Here is an 18,031-nt window from a genome sequence, read left to right as displayed (position 1 = left end):
TGTTTATTTGCAACGAGTTAAACGATGAGGTAATTGTATGAGAGCGAGTATTTTCTTATTAATACCACTTTTTATTTTTATGCTATTGGTAGATTTTTACACCTACCGTGGCATAAAACCGCTGCTCGCAAAACTCAGAAATAAATTCATAAAACAATCCTTAAGCATTTTGTTCTGGGCAATTTCAGTTCTTGTGTTTGGCGGATTTTGCCTTTTTATGTTCGGGATAAAACATGTAAAACAATCCGAAGCATACATTTATGCCGGCTACCTGGTAGCAGCATTTGCATTGTTCTATTTCCCGAAGTTCGTGTTTATTGTATTTGTATTATTAAAAGATATACAGTTGATTTTTCAGAAGATTTTCAACTGGATTAAAGGAAAAAGAAAAAAGGATCTATCACAAAATAATTCGGGAAGGAAAATGGAGAGAGCAGAGTTTTTATATCAAATGGGGTTGGTTTTGGCAGCCGTTCCGTTTGCGTCGATTCTTTATGGAGTTACAAAAGGGAAATTTAATTACCGCGTGATGCGCGAAAATTTGACCTTCAACAATTTGCCAAAATCATTTAAAGGATTAAAAATCGTACAGATATCAGACATGCACCTGGGAAGCTTTAACAAAAAATTCGACCACGTAGCAAAAGCTGTTGAGCTAATTAACGAACAAGAGCCTGACATTCTTCTATTTACGGGTGATCTTGTAAATAATTTTGCCGAAGAAACCGATGGTTGGGCACCTGTTTTATCGCAATTGAAAGCCAAAATCGGTAAATACTCGGTGCTTGGAAATCACGATTACGGTGATTATTCGGAATGGGAATCGGCGGCTGCCAAGGAAAAGAACCTGGCTGCCATCAAAAAATTCCATCAGAAAATTGGCTTCCGCTTATTGCTGAATGAAACAGAAACTTTAAGCATTAACGGCGAAGAAATTGCACTGATTGGTGTTGAAAACTGGGGCAAACCACCGTTCCCTCAACATGGCGATTTGCAAAAAGCTTCCATAGAAGCGCAAGGCCAGCCATTCAAAATTTTAATGAGTCATGATCCTTCGCACTGGGATGCTGAAGTGTTAGAATCCACCGATATCGACCTCACATTTGCCGGGCACACCCACGGTATGCAGTTTGGAATTGAACGTGCCGGAATTAAGTGGAGCCCGGTTCAATATAAATACCCGCGCTGGGGAGGTTTGTACCGCGAGAAAAAACAATTTTTGTACGTAAATCGTGGCTTTGGATATATTGGGTTTCCGGGCAGAATTGGCATGCCTCCCGAGATTACCGTGGTAGAATTAACTTAAGAAAAAATCTTCTTCCCATTCGCTTACATTGGCATAGTTTTGGCGGCTAACATGTCTTTTATTTTGTAAATTGCCGTGCAAACGAAATCAGCTATGAATCTAAGTCCGCGAATACAATTTCTGATTAAAAATGGATTGAAAGGATTTGTCTGGTTACTCATAATTTTGGGTGCCTACTTTCTTTTTAAAGAATTTGTAATATCGCGCACTCCCGATGCCTGGATGGATAAAATATACGCCCAACCCCTATTGGTTTATATGGTGTATTGTTTCTCCGAATTTTTCTTTGGGATTATTCCTCCCGAACTTTTTATGATTTGGGCCATCAACAAAGATACCATTGCGCATTATTTCATAAACCTGGCTTTCTTTGCTACGGTTTCCTATTTTATGGGCTACCTCACATTTCTTATTGGTCGCTTTTTCTACAAACGCGATGGGCTTAAACGTTTCAGAAACACACTGCTGAAAGAACAATGGCCGTTGCTAAAAAAATATGGTTTGTTTCTGATTATTGTTGCGGCGCTTACTCCGCTGCCGTGGGCTGCAATAAGTTTGCTGGTTGGTTCGGCCGGTTACCCATCAAAACGCTACCTGAAATATGCCCTGTTCCGCTTTTTACGATTTGCCATCTACGGTTACATCATCTTTCAAACCCATATTATTTAAATTAACACAAAACATACATTCTATTCTTTTGTTAATAGTAGCAAAAGTGAGATAATGTTTGAGCGACTAAAAAAGAAATGGAACCTGAACAGTAATTTCCAGGTTTTAATTATTCTGTTTGTATTTTCAATTACCGGAAGTGCCGCGCTTTATGTGCGCAAAGGAGTTTTCGATTTGGTGGGTATAACCGAAGCAACCAGCCTTTGGATAAAAGTACCTCTGTATATCGTAACCGTAGTTCCGGCTTACCAGGTGCTATTTTTACTGATTGCATCTGTTTTTGGGCAATTTCGCTTTGCCTGGGAGTTTGAGAAAAAAACCTTTTCACGATTTATACCCAAAAAGAAATGAGGACACTGGCACTTATATTCACATTATTAATTTATTCAAACAGCGGCATGAGTAAAGATTTGCAAAAAGCCACACTTGGCGGAGGATGTTTTTGGTGTACCGAAGCCATTTACCTGGAGTTAAAAGGAGTTACTGATGTAAAACCGGGGTACAGCGGAGGCCATGTAAAAAACCCAACCTATAAGCAGGTTTGCGACGGAACAACCGGCCACGCCGAAGTAGTGCAAATAACTTTCGATCCGGAAGTGGTGAGCTATTCCGAAATTCTGGAAGTGTTTTTTATGACACACGACCCAACAACGTTGAACAGACAAGGTAACGATGTTGGTCCGCAATACCGTTCTGCAATATTCTATCATAACGAAGAACAAAAAGAAGTGGCCGAGCGCGTTATCGATCTTTTTGAAAAAGAAGAGGTTTACAGTAATCCAATCGTAACCGAAGTTAGCGAATTCGACCAATTTTATATTGCCGAAGATTACCATATCAACTATTATGCACGCAACAAAACGCAAGGTTATTGCCAGTTTGTGGTAGCTCCGAAACTGGAGAAATTCAAAAAGATCTTTAAAGACCAACTGAAATAATTAAGAGCGTTTCATCAAATTGTCACGTATGAAAAGAATTGTTTTTACATTTTTCCTTTTCACTTTTGCCCTTAGCTTTGCTGTTTCAGCGCAAGATCAACGCGAATTCTCCTACACTGAAGGCGATACCACCTACACCATGAAACGTTATGTTTTTATGTTGCTGAACAAAGGCACCAGTACCAGTCAGGATTCTACTGAGGCAGCTCAAATTCAGGCGCAGCATATGGCGCATTTGAATAGTCTTGCCGAGCAGGGAAAGTTAGTGGTGGCAGGTCCTTTCGAGCAAGGTGGCGATCATCGAGGTTTACTGATCTTTGATGTTGAAACCGTTGATGAAGCGTTAAAATTGGAAGGTGAAGATCCGGCAGTAAAGAAAGGCCGCTTGAGTATGGAAGCCTTTTACTGGTGGGGTGCAAAAGGTACTGTCATCAAATAATTCTCTATTAATTCAAAAACCACTCCCCCATTTATATTTCTGAAATATTCATGAAATAGGCGAATCAAGGGTTGAATCACAGATTGTACAAAAATCCTTGATTTTACCTCAAATCCTAAAGGATGATCAAGGATTTTCTCCCTTTCTTCCTTCAGGACCGAGGTAAAAAAGGGAGAAAATCATAGTTATACGGTAATTTTTTCAACCCTTGATTGGTATGAAATATTAACCTTTTCTAAACTCAATTGCATTTTTCGCTATTATATCGTGTGCGATTTTATTTTACACTATATTTGCACACCAAAAGTTTTAATAAATGGATGACGAGTTAAAATTAAAGAGTCAGGTATGTTTTCCGGTTTACGCCTTATCGCGCGAAATCGTTAATGTATATCGTCCGATTCTTGAAGAGATCGATCTTACCTATCCGCAATACCTCGTAATGATGGTCTTGTGGGAAAATGAACCGCAAAAGGTAAATGAAATTGGTGATAAACTCAATCTCGATAACGGAACAATCACCCCATTATTAAAACGGATGGCCGCAAAAGGTTTGATCTCGCGTAAACGAAACACCAAGGATGAGCGTGTAGTGGAGATCTCGCTTACCGAGAGCGGTAAACAATTACAAACAAAAGCAGCAGAGGTTCCGCAAAAAGTTGTAAAAGCAATGGGAATTACGCCTGAAGATTTAATGCAGCTGAAGGATTTAGTAGTTAAAATATTAAACAGAGCCAAATAGGGCTTCATTATTAAAGTCAAAATATTAAACAATGTCATTATTAGAAAATTTACAGTGGAGATATGCCACTAAAAAGTACGACCCCACAAAAAAAGTAGCTCAGGAAGATGTAGATAAAATTGTTGAGGCAGCCCGCCTTGCTCCTACTTCTTCCGGTTTGCAACAGTTTCGTGTAATAGTTATCACCGATCAGGAATTGAAGGATAAAATCGTTCCTATTGCCTGGGGACAGGAAATTGTTGCCGAATGTTCGCACCTGTTGGTTTTTGCAGCCTGGGATCGTTATACCGAAGAACGAATTGATGAAATTTACAACAGAACGACCGATGAACGCGGATTACCACGCGGGCGTTTTGGCTCTTACACCGACAAACTAAAAGCAGCTTACTTACCTCAATCGGCTGAAGAAAACTTTATCCATACTGCACGCCAGGCGTACATTGGCTTTGGATTGGCAATTGCACAAGCCGCTGAGCAAAAAGTAGACTGTACTCCGATGGAAGGTTTTACGACTGAAGAGCTGGATGAATTGCTTGATTTAAAATCAAAAGGATTAAAAAGTGTAACGATGCTTCCTTTGGGATATCGCGATAATGATGGCGACTGGTTAGCGTCAATGAAAAAAGTACGTAATCCGAAAGAAGAATTTGTAATGGAATTCTAATTAAAAGATAGATACTATTAAAAAGCCTGATCCAGAATGTTGGAACAGGCTTTTATATTTTATTTAAGAATTAAAAACTGTTGCTAACAATAAAATCTCCGAGTGCCTGCTTTTCTTTTTCAGGCCATTCAACGGGAACGCCAACAGGTGTAATACATACGCGTGTATAATTATCCGGGATATTAAATACTTTGCGGGTCAACTCCTCCGAAAACGAATCGGTTATATGAACCGTTCCATAACCAAGAGCTCGCGCAGCAAGCATTAAATTTCCGGCAGCCAGTGGGCCATCCCAATGATTGTACTGCGGATATCGACTGTTATTATCCGTTAGAACTACAATGTAAGCCGGTGCTGACAGATACCCGCTTGTCAACAGCTTGTCGTACTCGTTTAATTGATTCTTCAGTTCTTCGCCTGCCAGCTTTTTCTCCTCTTTTAAATAGGCTTCTGTTTCTTCCAGTTTTGCAGCTTTTAATGCCTCAATTTTGTTTTTGTCGGTAACAACCAGAAATTTCCAGGGCTGCTGGTTTCCTGCTGTAGGAGCCATTCGTGCGGCATCTACTATTTTTTTCAGGTCAGCCTCCGGTACCGGATCGGATTTAAATGCACGTACTGAGCGGCGTTTTTTAATCACCTCCCAAAATGAGTCTTCGGTCTGGCTAACCAAATTTTCTCCGGCAGATTTTACAACGGGAATTAATGTTAGTCCGGTAACTAATGCAGCACCGGCCTTTAAACTGTGTCTTCTGTTCATTGTTTAAAATTTTAAAGGTTATTTCAGCAAAACAGCCATAAGCAAAATCATCCGTTTAAAATTCGGCTTATTCACTTTCGCTGCTTTATTGGTTTTATTTTATTTCAGAATTTTTATGCCATCCAGGTTTTCGAACCGGGCTTTAAATCCCCAGCCGCCAAAATTCTCTGCAACCATTACAAGGATTTCATTCTTTCCTGATTTCAGATCGAGATATACTGAGTCGAAATAGCCTATCGTTCCAAGAAAACGATAATCACGGCTTCGGTAAATGTCAGCACCCAGCCAAACCGCTTTACCGTTAACGAAAATTTTGGCCACATCGCTAAAACCAAAATTCATCATCTTAACAAGGTCAGTTTCCGAGTCAATTGTGATTTTCAGGAGTACCGCATTCTTTTTCTCTGCCAAAGCAGCGGTTTTCGAGATATTTAGTAAACCATCGGCTTCCGTATCCCATTTTCTGAATTGCAGTTTATTGGTAAAATTTGCCGGTAACAGGTTTTCATTCATCAGCTTTTCGGCATCAAAAGCTTCCGAAACCGGATACTTTTTTATTATTTCATTGCCTGCTTCAACAATTTCTATGAACTCTCCCTTTAACTCAGGAGATTCCGCTGGAGTAATTTTTATATCTGCAAACCGGGCCGGACCGTAAAACGCAATTTTCCCTTCACGTTCGCCCATTTTCAACTCATGAATTACCAGCACCGGCTTTTGCATATCCGAGATGTAAACCTCGCCTCGACTTCCCGACACTACGAGTTTTACCTGAAACCACTCGTCAAAAACATGTTGTTTTACCGCACCATAACCTTCGCCGTAGTATAGCTGCCATCCGGCATTGCCGTTATAAACCGGAGTGTATTGCATGGCATCGGGATTACCACTTTGATGTTTGCGAATGTAAAACTCTTCAGTGTCTCCCATTCCATCGCCACGAAAACGTATCCCGGCAAATCCCCTTCCTGGCTGAATACACATTTTAAATTCAATGATTCCGTTTTTTAACGCAATATCTCTAGCAATGGCAACTCCATCGTCGGTTTTTAAACAGTCTTTTCCTTTATAATTTTCGCTTACAACTTTTCCGTTCAAAATCCATTCTATTCCGTTAATGCTGGTATGCTCCTGTGCTAAAACAGAAAGATTGACCAGTATAAAAAGTAGTGTAATAATTGTTTTCATTGTTTTGGTGTTTTTGAATTTTATGAAACAAATTTCAGCAATCAGTCTGAAAATCAACATTCAAACCATGATCAAAACATAATCAAAATACATCCAAGCCTAAAAAACCGATCGTTCTTACTATTTTTAGGGACCAGAAATTAGTAACCATGTATAACGAAGCAGAGCAGGAAAAAAAGTTCGTAACAATCATTGTTCAGCAAATTGCAGAGAAATTGCATGTTGAGGATCCGGAACAATTACAGCAACGCGATTATGAAAATCTGAACCTTCTGATTCAGGAGAAAACCGGTATCAATCTGAGTGTTTCTACCCTGAAAAGAATTTCTAAAAACCAGTTTCAGCGCATTCCTCAAAAAAATACACTTAACGCACTGGCACAATTTCTTGATTATAAAGACTGGTACGATTTTAAAGACAGCCACGCGGATACGCCTGTTGCAAAAAGAAAAAGCAGGAGGTTGAATTTTAAGTTTCGTAAACGCGCGTTGTATATCCCGGTTACTGCCATAGTTGTGGCCCTGTTTGCAGTTATTCTTTTCAACAGTAAACCGGCGCAAAGTTACGCTGAAGCCAGCTTTACAAGCCGCACAAATGTTAGCAGCGGAGTTCCCAACACGGTTATTTTCGATTACGATATCTCGATGTACGACTTTGACAGTGCATTTATTCAACAATCGTGGGATGCCCGCCGACGTGCAGAAATTAAAAGGCACGAAAAATATTCGACCTCGGTATATTATTATCCGGGCTATCATCGTGCAAAAATCATGATAAATGATCAGTTGGTAAAAGAAATACCGGTTTACATTACAACCAACGGCTGGTTATCGCTCATTCAAAATCCGGAAAATGATTTGATCCCGATTTACGTGAATGAAAACTGTATCAATAACAATCAAATTTACATTTCGCCGGAAACGGTTAAAGCTCATCATATCGATTTGTCGAAGAACAATCATGCAACTTGTTTTTACTATGTGAACGAAAATTTTAGCGGCGACAGTGACAACTTTTCGTTTGAAAGCCGCATTAAGAATAACACTGACGAGGGAGGACTGGCTTGCCAGATTTGCGAAATATCAATATTTGCAGAATACGGAAGACATGTGATTCAATTAGCAAACCCGGGATGTATTGGAAGTATTTTTCAGAAATTCGGAACAGAATACGCGATGGGAACGAACAACGATTTGTCGGCATTCGGCACTGACCTGAATAGCTGGAACACCTTAAAATTAGAAATCAGCAATAAATTCGTAACTGTTTTACTGAACGATGAGGAAATCTACACAACCACGTATCAGAACAGCAACGGCGCTTTAAAAGGCGTTTCGTACCGATTTGCAGGAAGCGGAGCTGTTGACTATGCAAAATTGTCGGACAATAACGATCAACTTGTTTTCTCTGAAGAATTTGAATGATTCACATCCACAGTTTATTTCATAAAAAAACCGGAAGTACAAACTCCCGGTTTTCATTTATCTTTTGGAATTGATCTACAATTCGCGAATCCAGATATTGCGGTAACCCACCGGATTTCCATGGTCTTGCAACTGGATAACATCGGCGCCATGTTTTTCAACGCTGTACTCAGGAATACCAATGTATTCTGTTGGTCCGCGTAATTTTGAATTGTTTTGCACTAAAACACCATTGTGTAAAACAGTTACGGTTGGCGGAGTAAAATAAGTACCATCATCGTTAAAACGTGGTGCAGTGTAAATAATATCGTACACCTGCCACTCGCCCGGTCCTTTACATGCATTTACCAGTGGTGCATGTTGTTTGTATAAACTTCCGGCCTGGCCATTGCGGTAAGTACGGTTGTTGTAATTATCCAACACCTGAACTTCGTAACGTTTCTGAAGAAAAACGCCACTGTTTCCACGTCCCTGACTTTCGCCAACTACTTCGGCAGGAGATCTCCACTCGATGTGTAACTGAAAATCTTCGAAAACACGTTTTGTCTGAATAATTCCGGTTCCTCTTTCAACGGTTACACAGCCATCGGCTACTTTCCAGCCAACAGGGCCACCATCTCCGTTTGTCCACTCGCGGTCGATATCCAAACCGTCGAATAAAACAATGGCATCCGAAGGTGCATCTGCCGGAGTTTCTCCCGGTGTAGTTACCGGCACTTCAGGATCCCAGATTTCAGTCATTTCAGGAACCATTTGCGGTCTCTCATCTTGAGCAACTGCGCACACTGCAACAAAAAGCAGCGCTACTGTTAAAATTTTTAGCTTCATTTTTATTGATTTAGGTATTTTATTATTCATGCGCCAAGCGGTTTTGAACCGCTTAGCGTTTATCACAATTTACAATCCCAGTTCTTCCATTATGGCATCGATCCTGGCATCAGCTTTTTGCTCTTCTGCATCAAAATCTTCACGCGATTTCAGTTCGCCGGTTACTTCAAAATAGAACTTGATTTTAGGCTCTGTTCCCGATGGGCGAACCGAAATTTTTGTTCCATCCTGGGTAAAGAACTGCAACACGTTTGAAGTAATTTTCTGATCGATTTTCTTTTCCTCGCCGGTAATCAGGTTTTTCGCAACCAATGTAGAATAATCTTTTACCCATTCCATTGGCGAACCACCCAGTTCTTTTGGCGGATCGTTGCGGAATTTAGTCATGATCTGCTGAATTTCTTCGGCACCCGACTTTCCTTTACGAACCACATATTTCATTTTCTCGCGCGAGAAACCATATTCCAAATAAATATCCTGCAACAATTCGTACAATGTTTTGCCCTGATCGATTGCCCATGCAGTGATCTCAGCCATTAACGCACATGCAGAAACGGCATCTTTATCGCGAACAAAGTCAGAAGGCATAAAACCAAAACTTTCCTCACCACCACCGATGTATTTTTTCACACCTTCGTTATCGCGAATTACTTCGGCAATAAATTTAAATCCGGTGTACACATCAAAATATTCGATGTTATTTCGGCGGGCAACTTCAGCAATCATTTCCGTTGAAACGACGGTTTTTACCACAAACTCGTTTCCTTTTAGTTTGCCGGCTTCCTTCATTTTTACAATAATGTAATAGAAGAAAAGCAACGCCGTTTGGTTGCCGTTTATAATAATGTATTCGCCTTTATCGTCTTTTACAACAACACCAATCCGGTCTGAATCGGGATCGGAAGCCATAACAACATCCGCATCAATTTCGGCGGCTTTTTTCATAGCCATTTCCATGGCTGCAGGTTCTTCCGGGTTTGGCGAAACTACTGTTGGGAAATCGCCGCTTACCACATCCTGTTCAGGAATATTGATGAGATTGGTAAAACCAAATTCGCGTAAGGCGGCAGGAATCAGTTTCACCCCTGTTCCGTGAATTGGCGTGTAAATAATTTTAATGTCTTTGTGGCGCTCAACCACGTCAGGTGAAATGGAAACCTTTTTAACCTCTGCAAGGAATTTGTTATCCATCTCCTCTCCCAGAATTTCGATCAACTCGTCGGGACCATCGAATTTGATGTCCTCAGGTTTAATTTTGGCTACCTCGTTAACGATGTTTACATCGTGTGGGCCAACAATCTGCGAACCATCTTCCCAATAAGCTTTATATCCGTTGTATTCTTTTGGGTTGTGCGATGCAGTAAGAATGATACCACTCTGGCAACCCAACTCACGGATTGCGAATGAAAGCTCCGGTGTAGGACGCAAATCGTCAAATAAGTATGCTTTAATTCCGTTGGCGGCAAAAATCTTTGCACTGGTTTCAGAGAACAAACGACTGTTGTTCCGGCAATCGTGACCAATAGCCACTTTTATTTCATCAAGATCAGCGAAATTCTTCTTCAGATAATTACTTAATCCTTGCGTGGCAGCACCAACGGTGTATATATTCATGCGGTTGGTTCCAACGCCCATAATGCCGCGAAGACCGCCGGTTCCAAACTCCAGGCTGCGATAAAAAGAATCAATCAGCTCTGTCGGATCTTCAGCATCAAGCAGTGCCTGAACCTGAGCTCTTGTTTCTTCATCGTAAGTATCCGAAAGCCATTCCTGCGCTTTCGCTCTTACTTCCATTAATTCTTGATTTTCCATGATTATTCTCTTTCTAGATGTTTTATACAGATTTTTAAACTATCACGCCAATACGGAACTTCCAGGTGATAGGTTTCTTTTATTTTTGCTTTATTCAGCACGCTGTAGGCCGGTCGTTTTGCCGGTGTCGGAAAATTCTCCGAGAGTACCGGTTTAACTTTACAGTCTACTCCTGAGAGTTCGAAAATTGCCAAAGCAAAGTCGTACCAGCTGGCCACTCCTTCGTTCGAGTAGTGATAAATACCCGGCACAAACTTTTCACTCTCGGCCACTTTTAAAATTGCTTTAGCCAAATCGGCGGCATAAGTCGGCGATCCTACCTGATCGAAAACCACGCCCAGTTCTCCTCTCTCTTTTCCGAGGCGCAACATGGTTTTTACAAAGTTATTTCCGAATGTTGAATACAACCAAGCCGTTCTGATGATCACTGTTTCCAGATTCTCAGCCTGACAATTTTGCTCGCCTTCGAGCTTTGTTTTTCCATACGCTCCGTTTGGTGCAACTGCATCTGTCTCTTCATAAGGAAGATGTGCATCGCCGGCAAAAACATAATCAGTTGAAACATGAATAAACTTTGCACCAACAGCTTTCGAATATTTTGCAAGAAGCTTTGGAGCCACTGCATTTACTTTTTGTGCCGTTTCAAAATCCGACTCTGCTTTATCAACTGCAGTGTAAGCGGCACAATTAATTACCAGTTCAAAATTGATGTCGGTAAAGTAACTTTTTACCTGTTCTTCATCCGTAATATCCAACGAATCAACATCAGTAAATACAAATTCCCAATTGGGGTAATTTTTACTGAGTACTTTTAATTCGTTCCCCAGTTGTCCGTAAGCGCCTGTTATTAATATCTTCATTGTTGCTAATACACAAAATTCATTTGAGCCGTTTCAAATACCGGAGCATTTTTATCCTTTTCAGAAACCAAGGCCTCCTCTTCTTTTACCTGCCAGTCGATTCCCAATGTTTTATCAAACGGGTTGATTGAACTTTCGGCTTCGCGATTGTATAAGTTGTCGCATTTGTAGGTAAAAATAGCTGTTTCGCTTAAAACCGAGAAACCGTGAGCAAAACCACGCGGCACATATAACTGTTTCTTATTATTTTCGTTCAATTCCAAACCAAACCACTTTCCAAAAGTCGGCGATCCTTTACGGAGGTCGACAGCTACATCATAAACACTTCCCTGTATAACCCGCACCAGCTTGGCCTGCGCTGCATCGCCCAATTGAAAATGCAAACCCCGCACAACTCCTTTTACCGATCGCGATTCGTTATCTTGTATAAATGGTCTTTCAATTCCTGCCTCGCGGTACCTTTCCTGCTGAAAAGTTTCAAAAAAATACCCTCTGTCATCTTCAAATACCCGCGGCTCAATTACAACCAATCCGGGGATTCCCGTCTCTACTATATTCATTCGTTAATTAAAATGTAAATGCTTTTTTGCTGGCGATTTTTAATAAATATTCGCCGTATTGATTTTTACTGAGCGGCTTGGCTAAATCAATAAGCTGTTCGGTGCTGATGTAGCCTTTTTTCCAGGCAATTTCTTCAATGCACGAAACTTTCAGGCCCTGGCGCTGCTCAATTGTTGATATAAAATTAGCAGCCTGCAATAAACTGTCGTGTGTTCCGGTATCCAACCATGCAAATCCCCGGCTAAGCAGTTTCACCTTCAAACGGTTTTCTTCAAGATAAATACGATTCAAATCCGTAATCTCTAGCTCCCCGCGTTTTGATGGTTTTAATCCTTTTGCTTTCTCAACAACATCATTCGAATAGAAATAAAGGCCTGTTACCGCATAATTCGATTTTGGCTCGTCAGGCTTTTCTTCAATACTGATTACTTTACCGGCATCGTCAAATTCAACAACTCCGTAGCGCTCCGGATCATTCACGTAATACCCAAACACCGTTGCACCGTCCTCAAGTGTGGCAGCCTGTTCCAGTATTTTTCTGAATTTATAACCATAAAATATATTGTCGCCCAAAATCATACTTATGTTATCATCACCAATAAATTCTTCGCCAAGGATAAATGCCTGTGCCAAACCATCGGGCGATGGCTGAATTTTATACGCCAGCTTTAATCCCAGTTGCGAACCGTCGCCAAATAACTTCTCGTACAAACCAATATCTTCTGGTGTTGATATAATTAATATCTCACGAATTCCTGCCAGCATTAAAACCGACAGCGGGTAATAAATCATTGGTTTATCGTAAACCGGAATTATTTGTTTTGAAATTGATCGTGTAATTGGATAAAGACGGGTTCCTGAACCGCCGGCTAAAATTATTCCCTTCATATTATATGGTTTATTCGTTCTATAGCTTGTCTGATTTCCTATTTCCCAACTTTTTAATGATTATGAAAAGAGGACTCATTTTATCAGGCTTCAAAAGTAAATAAAAGAAAACCGGAATGCAATCCAAAATAAGGGCATAAAACTAAACTATGTTAATCAAAGGGCATTTAAAGCTAAAAAACAGCCCAATTTTGCTCTATTTCAATAAAATAACACGAATCTTTTGTTTTAATTGAATTTAGTTATAATTTTGCGCGCGCAAATTTTAACAAATATAAAGTCTAACTCATTAATTTAATTAAAATTACATGACAGAAGAGAAGAAAAAAGAGCTTGAGCAAGAAGTAGTAGAAACTCCTGTTCAGGACGAACAAAATGAAGTAGTTGCAGAAACTACAGAAGCTCCGGTTGAAGAGACTGCAGCTGAAGAAAAAGCGGAAGCTCCTAAAGCAGAAGCCAAAAAAGAAAAAAAGGCCGTTGAAACAACAGCTGAAGCAGATGCTGATTTCGATTGGGACAGCCTGGAAGAAGGAAGAGATGCCTATTCTGAAAAAGAACGTGGCAGCCTTGAAGATCTTTACAACAACACACTAAACACCGTTACAGAAAAAGAAGTTCTGGAAGGAAAAGTTATTTCGTTAAACAAACGCGAAGTAGTTGTTGACATAGGTTACAAGTCGGACGGTATTGTTAGCTTGAACGAATTCCGCTACAATCCAGAGTTGACAGTAGGCGACAAAGTAGATGTTTACATCGAAAGTCTTGAAGATAAAAAAGGACAGATGATCCTTTCGCACAAAAAAGCGCGTGCAACTCGTTCTTGGGAACGTGTTAACGAATCGCTTGAAAACGATGAAATCATCAAAGGTTACATCAAGTGTCGTACTAAAGGTGGTATGATCGTTGACGTATTTGGTATTGAAGCATTCTTGCCAGGTTCGCAAATTGATGTTAAACCTATCCGCGATTACGATGTATACGTTGGTAAAACAATGGAATTCAAAGTTGTTAAAATTAACCACGAATACCGTAACGTTGTTGTTTCGCACAAAGCACTTATCGAGGCTGAGCTTGAGCAACAGAAAAAAGAAATTATCGCTAAACTTGAAAAAGGTCAGGTACTTGAAGGAACCGTTAAAAACGTTACTTCATACGGTGTATTTATGGACCTTGGTGGTGTTGACGGATTGATCCACATCACTGACTTGTCTTGGGGACGTATTTCTCACCCAAGCGAGATCGTTGAATTAGACCAGAAACTGAACGTTGTTATCCTTGATTTCGATGATGACAAAAAACGTATCGCTCTTGGTCTGAAACAATTGACTCCTCACCCATGGGATAACCTGGATTCAGAGTTGAAAGTTGGCGACAAAGTAAAAGGTAAAGTTGTTGTTATTGCCGACTACGGTGCATTCGTTGAGATTGCTCCTGGAGTTGAAGGTTTGATCCACGTTTCAGAAATGAGCTGGAGCCAGCACCTGCGCAGTGCACAAGACTTCTTAAGCGTTGGCGACGAAGTTGAAGCAGCTATCCTTACATTAGACCGCGACGAGCGCAAAATGTCGTTGGGTATTAAACAACTGAAAGAAGATCCTTGGTCGAAAATTGATACTGAATACGCTGTTGGAAGCAAGCACGCTGCAAAAGTGCGCAACTTCACTAACTTCGGTGTATTTGTAGAAATTACTGAAGGTGTTGACGGTTTGATTCATATTTCAGACCTGAGCTGGACGAAAAAGATCAAGCACCCATCAGAATTCACTGCAATTGGTGAAGAAATTGAAGTTGTAGTACTTGACATCGACAAAGAAAACCGTCGTTTAAGTTTAGGTCACAAACAACTGGAAGAAAATCCATGGGATGTATTCGAAACAATTTTCACTGCCGATTCAATCCACGAAGGAACTGTGGTTGAGTTGATGGACAAAGGTGCTGTAATTGCACTTCCATACGGTGTTGAAGGATTCGCAACTCCTCGTCACCTGGTGAAAGAAGACGGTTCTTCAGTTAAGCAAGACGAAAAACTTGATTTCAAAGTTATCGAGTTCAACAAGTCGGCTAAACGAATCATTGTTTCTCACTCACGTATTTTCGAAGATGTGAAACGTGCAGCAGAAGGCGAGCAGCGTAAAGCTCAGAAGAGCACTAACAAGCGCGTCATGAAAACTGTTAGCGATAACATCGAAAAAACTACTCTTGGCGACGTAAGCGATTTGGCTGCTTTGAAGAAGCAAATGGAGCAAGAAGAGAAAAAAGACAAATAAGCACTTGGTGAATTTAATTTGATTTTCGTAAATTGAAGCATGGCATTCGAAATTCGAAAAAACGAGAAGTATACCTTAGTAAAGGTAAACACCGACAGATTAGACACCAATAATGCGCCCGAGTTGAAATCGGAGCTGGTAGTTATTAATAACAATGGTGAAAAAAACATCGTTCTTGACCTCAGTAGTGTTAGTTACTGCGATTCATCAGGTTTGAGATCAGTTTTAGTCGCCAACCGGTTATGCGAAGATGCAATAGGTACTTTTATCCTTTGCGGCTTGCAACCCGATGTAGAAAACCTGGTAAAGATTTCGATGCTTCATACCGTGCTGTTAATTACTGATACGGTTGAGCAAGCAGAGGAATTGTTGGAGAAGAAAGAAAACATGTAATTACAGAATGTCTTTCGAACTGACCATACTGGGTAGTAATTCAGCATTACCGACTTCAAACAGATATCCAACAGCCCAGGTACTTGATGTACCTGGGCGTTGTTTTTTAATCGACTGCGGTGAAGGAACCCAAATACAACTACGCAGAAACAAGATCAGTTTCAGTAAAATCAGGCATATTTTTATTTCGCATTTACATGGCGACCATTATTACGGATTAATTGGTTTATTATCGACTATGAATCTGCTGGGGGTAAAAAGCGATGTGCACATTTATGCGCCATCGGAGTTAAAAACGCTCATCCAGCCTCAACTCGATTTTATTCGCGGAGAAATGAGCATAAAACCCATTTTTCATCCGCTAAACTTGAAAAAACCGCAAACAGTATTCGAGAATAAAAACATCGAAGTACTTTCGTTTCCGGTAAAGCACAGCATTCCAACTGTTGGCTTCCTGTTCAGGGAAAAACCAAAACAAGCCAATATTAAAAAGGAAATGATCGATGCTTACAACATTCCCTTGGTCAAAATTAAGGATATTAAAGCAGGCGCCGATTTTGAAACAGAAGACGGAAGATTAATTCCAAACGAAAAACTGACAACTCCCCCACCAAAACCAAAATCGTATGCATTTTGCACCGACACTGCTTTTCATCCGCCAATTGCAGAAATTATTAGTGGTGTGGACTTGTTGTACCACGAAGCTACCTTCTTGGAAGAGCTAAAAGATCTGGCAGAAAAAACACTCCACTCCACTGCGCGCCAGGCCGCAGAAATGGCAAAAATTAGTAAAGCATCCAAGCTGTTGATCGGTCATTTTTCAAGCCGGTTTAAAAAGCTGGAGAATTTTAAAACCGAAGCCCGTGAAGTTTTTAAGAATACAGAACTGGCCATTGAAGGAAAGAAATACATTATTTAGATCTATTCTTCCCCTTCGAAAAATCCTTTATCGAAATTTACAAGGTATAATTTTTCAGTTGGGCGCGTAAAAGCCGTGTATAACCAACGATAATACTCCGTATCCAGCATATCTTCCACCAGGTAACCATGATCGACAAAAACAGCCTTCCACTGCCCGCCCTGCGCTTTATGGCAAGTTAAAGCATAAGCATATTTCACCTGCAAAGCATTAAAATACGGATTCTCCTTAATCCTTTTCCAACGCTCCTTTTTATTCCGAACGTCCAGATAATCTTCAGAAACGGCATTGAATAACTCACGGTTCCGCTCCGACGAAAAAGAGGCCGTTTCAATACTCAGCGTTTCCAAAAAAATTTTACAGTCGAGTTCTACATCTTCGTAGTCTACAAAACGTAAACACACATCAGCAAACCGGAATCCGTACAATTCTTCATATCCGTAAATGGAAATAATTTCGGCAATATCGCCGTTGGCAATGAAATCGAGTTTATCATCCTCGCCGGGCCAGAAATAGTTGTTTTTTACCACCATCACTAAATCGCCCCGCTCAATTTCATTCTCTTTATACAGAATGGAACCCCGTATTCCTTTATTAAACAGATTAGCGCGTTTATTTGAGCGGGTAACCACTGTAGTATCAAATAAACCGTACTTATCGTAACACGATGAAATTGTTTCAATCAACTCTCCTCCCGATATTCGTTCAACATCAGGAAAATTTTGTGTATCGATAGGGAAAAAACCTTCGTAGTGCTGTTCGGCGATAATATTTCGCATTTCGGTGGCATTGGTCAAAACTCCTGATCCTTCTGCCTGACGAACCACTTCTTTCAATTCCACTTCGGTAACAGAAAAACCATATTGTTCCAGACTAAAAGCTTCCAGAGCCGGACTGATATTCAAACCAACAGGCGGTAACTGCGCCGTATCGCCCACTAAAACCAGGTGGCAATTCTCGCCCGAATATACATACTGAAGCAGATCATCAAGCAAACGCCCGCTGCCAAAAACGGCGTTTTCACTCATTTCGTTCGAAATCATCGAAGCCTCGTCAACAATGAAGTAGGTATTCTTATACAAATTTTTATTTAGCACAAAACGCCCCATTCCGTCTGATGCCGACTGTTGCCTGTATATTTTTTTATGGATGGTAAAAGCAGGCATACCAGAGTATGAAGCCATTACTTTTGCCGCACGACCGGTTGGCGCCATTAAAACGGAACGAATTTTGATAGAGAGCAAACATTGTGTCAATGAATAAAGCATCGTTGTTTTTCCCGTTCCGGCATAACCTTTTATCAGCATTATCCGATCGGGCTCGGAAACGGAGATAAATTCTGCTAAATTGTCAATCAAACGAGCTTGACAATTTGT

At 40.5% G+C, this 18,031-nt stretch carries 19 protein-coding genes; 11 read left to right on the top strand and 8 right to left on the bottom strand.

Features of this window, described 5'->3' with window-relative positions; all coding sequences use genetic code 11:
* Positions 1–37: 37 nt before the first annotated feature.
* The 7 genes from G4420_RS12185 (at position 38) to G4420_RS12155 (ending at position 4,758) form a co-directional block, all read left to right on the top strand.
* The gene (locus G4420_RS12185; RefSeq protein ID WP_163323918.1) at positions 38–1,306 is read left to right on the top strand and encodes a metallophosphoesterase; all 1,269 of its coding nucleotides are present in this window, start codon (positions 38–40) and stop codon (positions 1,304–1,306) included.
* Between the two features lie 93 nt (positions 1,307–1,399).
* Entirely contained in the window at positions 1,400–1,975 is a 576-nt protein-coding gene (locus tag G4420_RS12180) for a hypothetical protein (RefSeq protein WP_163323917.1), read from the top strand.
* Positions 1,976–2,029: 54 nt separating this feature from the next.
* Positions 2,030–2,326, top strand: a complete 297-nt coding sequence (locus G4420_RS12175) for a DUF6787 family protein (RefSeq protein ID WP_038560986.1) — start codon at positions 2,030–2,032, stop codon at positions 2,324–2,326.
* A 47-nt stretch (positions 2,327–2,373) separates the two neighbouring features.
* Complete coding sequence (msrA, locus tag G4420_RS12170) at positions 2,374–2,913, top strand: peptide-methionine (S)-S-oxide reductase MsrA (protein WP_163323916.1); 540 nt, start codon at positions 2,374–2,376, stop codon at positions 2,911–2,913.
* Positions 2,914–2,941: 28 nt separating this feature from the next.
* On the top strand, positions 2,942–3,352 hold the full coding sequence (locus tag G4420_RS12165; RefSeq protein ID WP_163323915.1) for a YciI family protein: 411 nt from the start codon (positions 2,942–2,944) through the stop codon (positions 3,350–3,352).
* A 316-nt stretch (positions 3,353–3,668) separates the two neighbouring features.
* A complete protein-coding gene (locus tag G4420_RS12160; RefSeq protein WP_163323914.1) occupies positions 3,669–4,094 on the top strand; it encodes a MarR family winged helix-turn-helix transcriptional regulator in 426 nt (141 codons plus the stop codon).
* 31 nt (positions 4,095–4,125) lie between these two features.
* A complete protein-coding gene (locus tag G4420_RS12155; RefSeq protein ID WP_163323913.1) occupies positions 4,126–4,758 on the top strand; it encodes an NAD(P)H-dependent oxidoreductase in 633 nt (210 codons plus the stop codon).
* A gap of 70 nt (positions 4,759–4,828) precedes the next feature.
* On the opposite strand, the gene G4420_RS12150 is transcribed toward G4420_RS12155, so the two are convergent.
* The gene (locus G4420_RS12150; RefSeq protein WP_163323912.1) at positions 4,829–5,515 is read right to left on the bottom strand and encodes a nitroreductase family protein; all 687 of its coding nucleotides are present in this window, start codon (positions 5,513–5,515) and stop codon (positions 4,829–4,831) included.
* 99 nt (positions 5,516–5,614) lie between these two features.
* On the bottom strand, positions 5,615–6,703 hold the full coding sequence (locus G4420_RS12145) for a hypothetical protein (protein ID WP_163323911.1): 1,089 nt from the start codon (positions 6,701–6,703) through the stop codon (positions 5,615–5,617).
* Positions 6,704–6,852: 149 nt separating this feature from the next.
* Here G4420_RS12145 and G4420_RS12140 point away from each other — a divergent pair, with 149 nt between their 5' ends.
* Complete coding sequence (locus G4420_RS12140) at positions 6,853–8,127, top strand: hypothetical protein (protein ID WP_163323910.1); 1,275 nt, start codon at positions 6,853–6,855, stop codon at positions 8,125–8,127.
* 75 nt (positions 8,128–8,202) lie between these two features.
* Here G4420_RS12140 and G4420_RS12135 read toward each other — a convergent pair whose 3' ends face one another.
* The 5 genes from G4420_RS12135 to rfbA all read right to left on the bottom strand — a co-directional run bounded on the left by G4420_RS12135 (position 8,203) and on the right by rfbA (position 13,076).
* The gene (locus tag G4420_RS12135) at positions 8,203–8,955 is read right to left on the bottom strand and encodes a 3-keto-disaccharide hydrolase (RefSeq protein WP_163323909.1); all 753 of its coding nucleotides are present in this window, start codon (positions 8,953–8,955) and stop codon (positions 8,203–8,205) included.
* Between the two features lie 69 nt (positions 8,956–9,024).
* Entirely contained in the window at positions 9,025–10,767 is a 1,743-nt protein-coding gene (locus G4420_RS12130) for a phospho-sugar mutase (protein WP_163323908.1), read from the bottom strand.
* Positions 10,768–10,769: 2 nt separating this feature from the next.
* Entirely contained in the window at positions 10,770–11,627 is an 858-nt protein-coding gene (gene rfbD / locus G4420_RS12125; RefSeq protein WP_163323907.1) for a dTDP-4-dehydrorhamnose reductase, read from the bottom strand.
* Between the two features lie 5 nt (positions 11,628–11,632).
* Positions 11,633–12,187 carry a dTDP-4-dehydrorhamnose 3,5-epimerase gene (rfbC, locus tag G4420_RS12120; protein WP_163323906.1) on the bottom strand — a complete coding sequence of 185 codons (555 nt, stop codon included), beginning with the start codon at positions 12,185–12,187 and terminating at the stop codon, positions 11,633–11,635.
* 7 nt (positions 12,188–12,194) lie between these two features.
* Positions 12,195–13,076 carry a glucose-1-phosphate thymidylyltransferase RfbA gene (gene rfbA / locus G4420_RS12115; protein ID WP_163323905.1) on the bottom strand — a complete coding sequence of 294 codons (882 nt, stop codon included), beginning with the start codon at positions 13,074–13,076 and terminating at the stop codon, positions 12,195–12,197.
* A gap of 308 nt (positions 13,077–13,384) precedes the next feature.
* Between rfbA and rpsA the strand changes: the two genes are divergently transcribed.
* Genes rpsA through G4420_RS12100 form a run of 3 tightly spaced genes read left to right on the top strand, consistent with a single transcriptional unit; the run spans position 13,385 to position 16,655 of the window.
* A complete protein-coding gene (gene rpsA, locus G4420_RS12110) occupies positions 13,385–15,343 on the top strand; it encodes a 30S ribosomal protein S1 (RefSeq protein ID WP_163323904.1) in 1,959 nt (652 codons plus the stop codon).
* A 39-nt stretch (positions 15,344–15,382) separates the two neighbouring features.
* Positions 15,383–15,736, top strand: coding sequence for an STAS domain-containing protein (locus tag G4420_RS12105; protein ID WP_163323903.1), 354 nt, complete (start codon positions 15,383–15,385; stop codon positions 15,734–15,736).
* Between the two features lie 7 nt (positions 15,737–15,743).
* Positions 15,744–16,655 carry a ribonuclease Z gene (locus G4420_RS12100; RefSeq protein ID WP_163323902.1) on the top strand — a complete coding sequence of 304 codons (912 nt, stop codon included), beginning with the start codon at positions 15,744–15,746 and terminating at the stop codon, positions 16,653–16,655.
* 2 nt (positions 16,656–16,657) lie between these two features.
* Here the strand turns inward: G4420_RS12100 and G4420_RS12095 are convergent, their stop codons facing one another.
* Positions 16,658–18,013 carry an ATP-dependent DNA helicase gene (locus G4420_RS12095; RefSeq protein ID WP_246241617.1) on the bottom strand — a complete coding sequence of 452 codons (1,356 nt, stop codon included), beginning with the start codon at positions 18,011–18,013 and terminating at the stop codon, positions 16,658–16,660.
* Positions 18,014–18,031: the final 18 nt, after the last annotated feature.

This window comes from Draconibacterium mangrovi (assembly GCF_010586825.1).
Lineage (GTDB): Bacteria > Bacteroidota > Bacteroidia > Bacteroidales > Prolixibacteraceae > Draconibacterium > Draconibacterium mangrovi.
The sequence above is the reverse complement of the archived record's forward strand: the minus strand, read 5'-3'. Positions and strand labels throughout refer to the sequence as shown.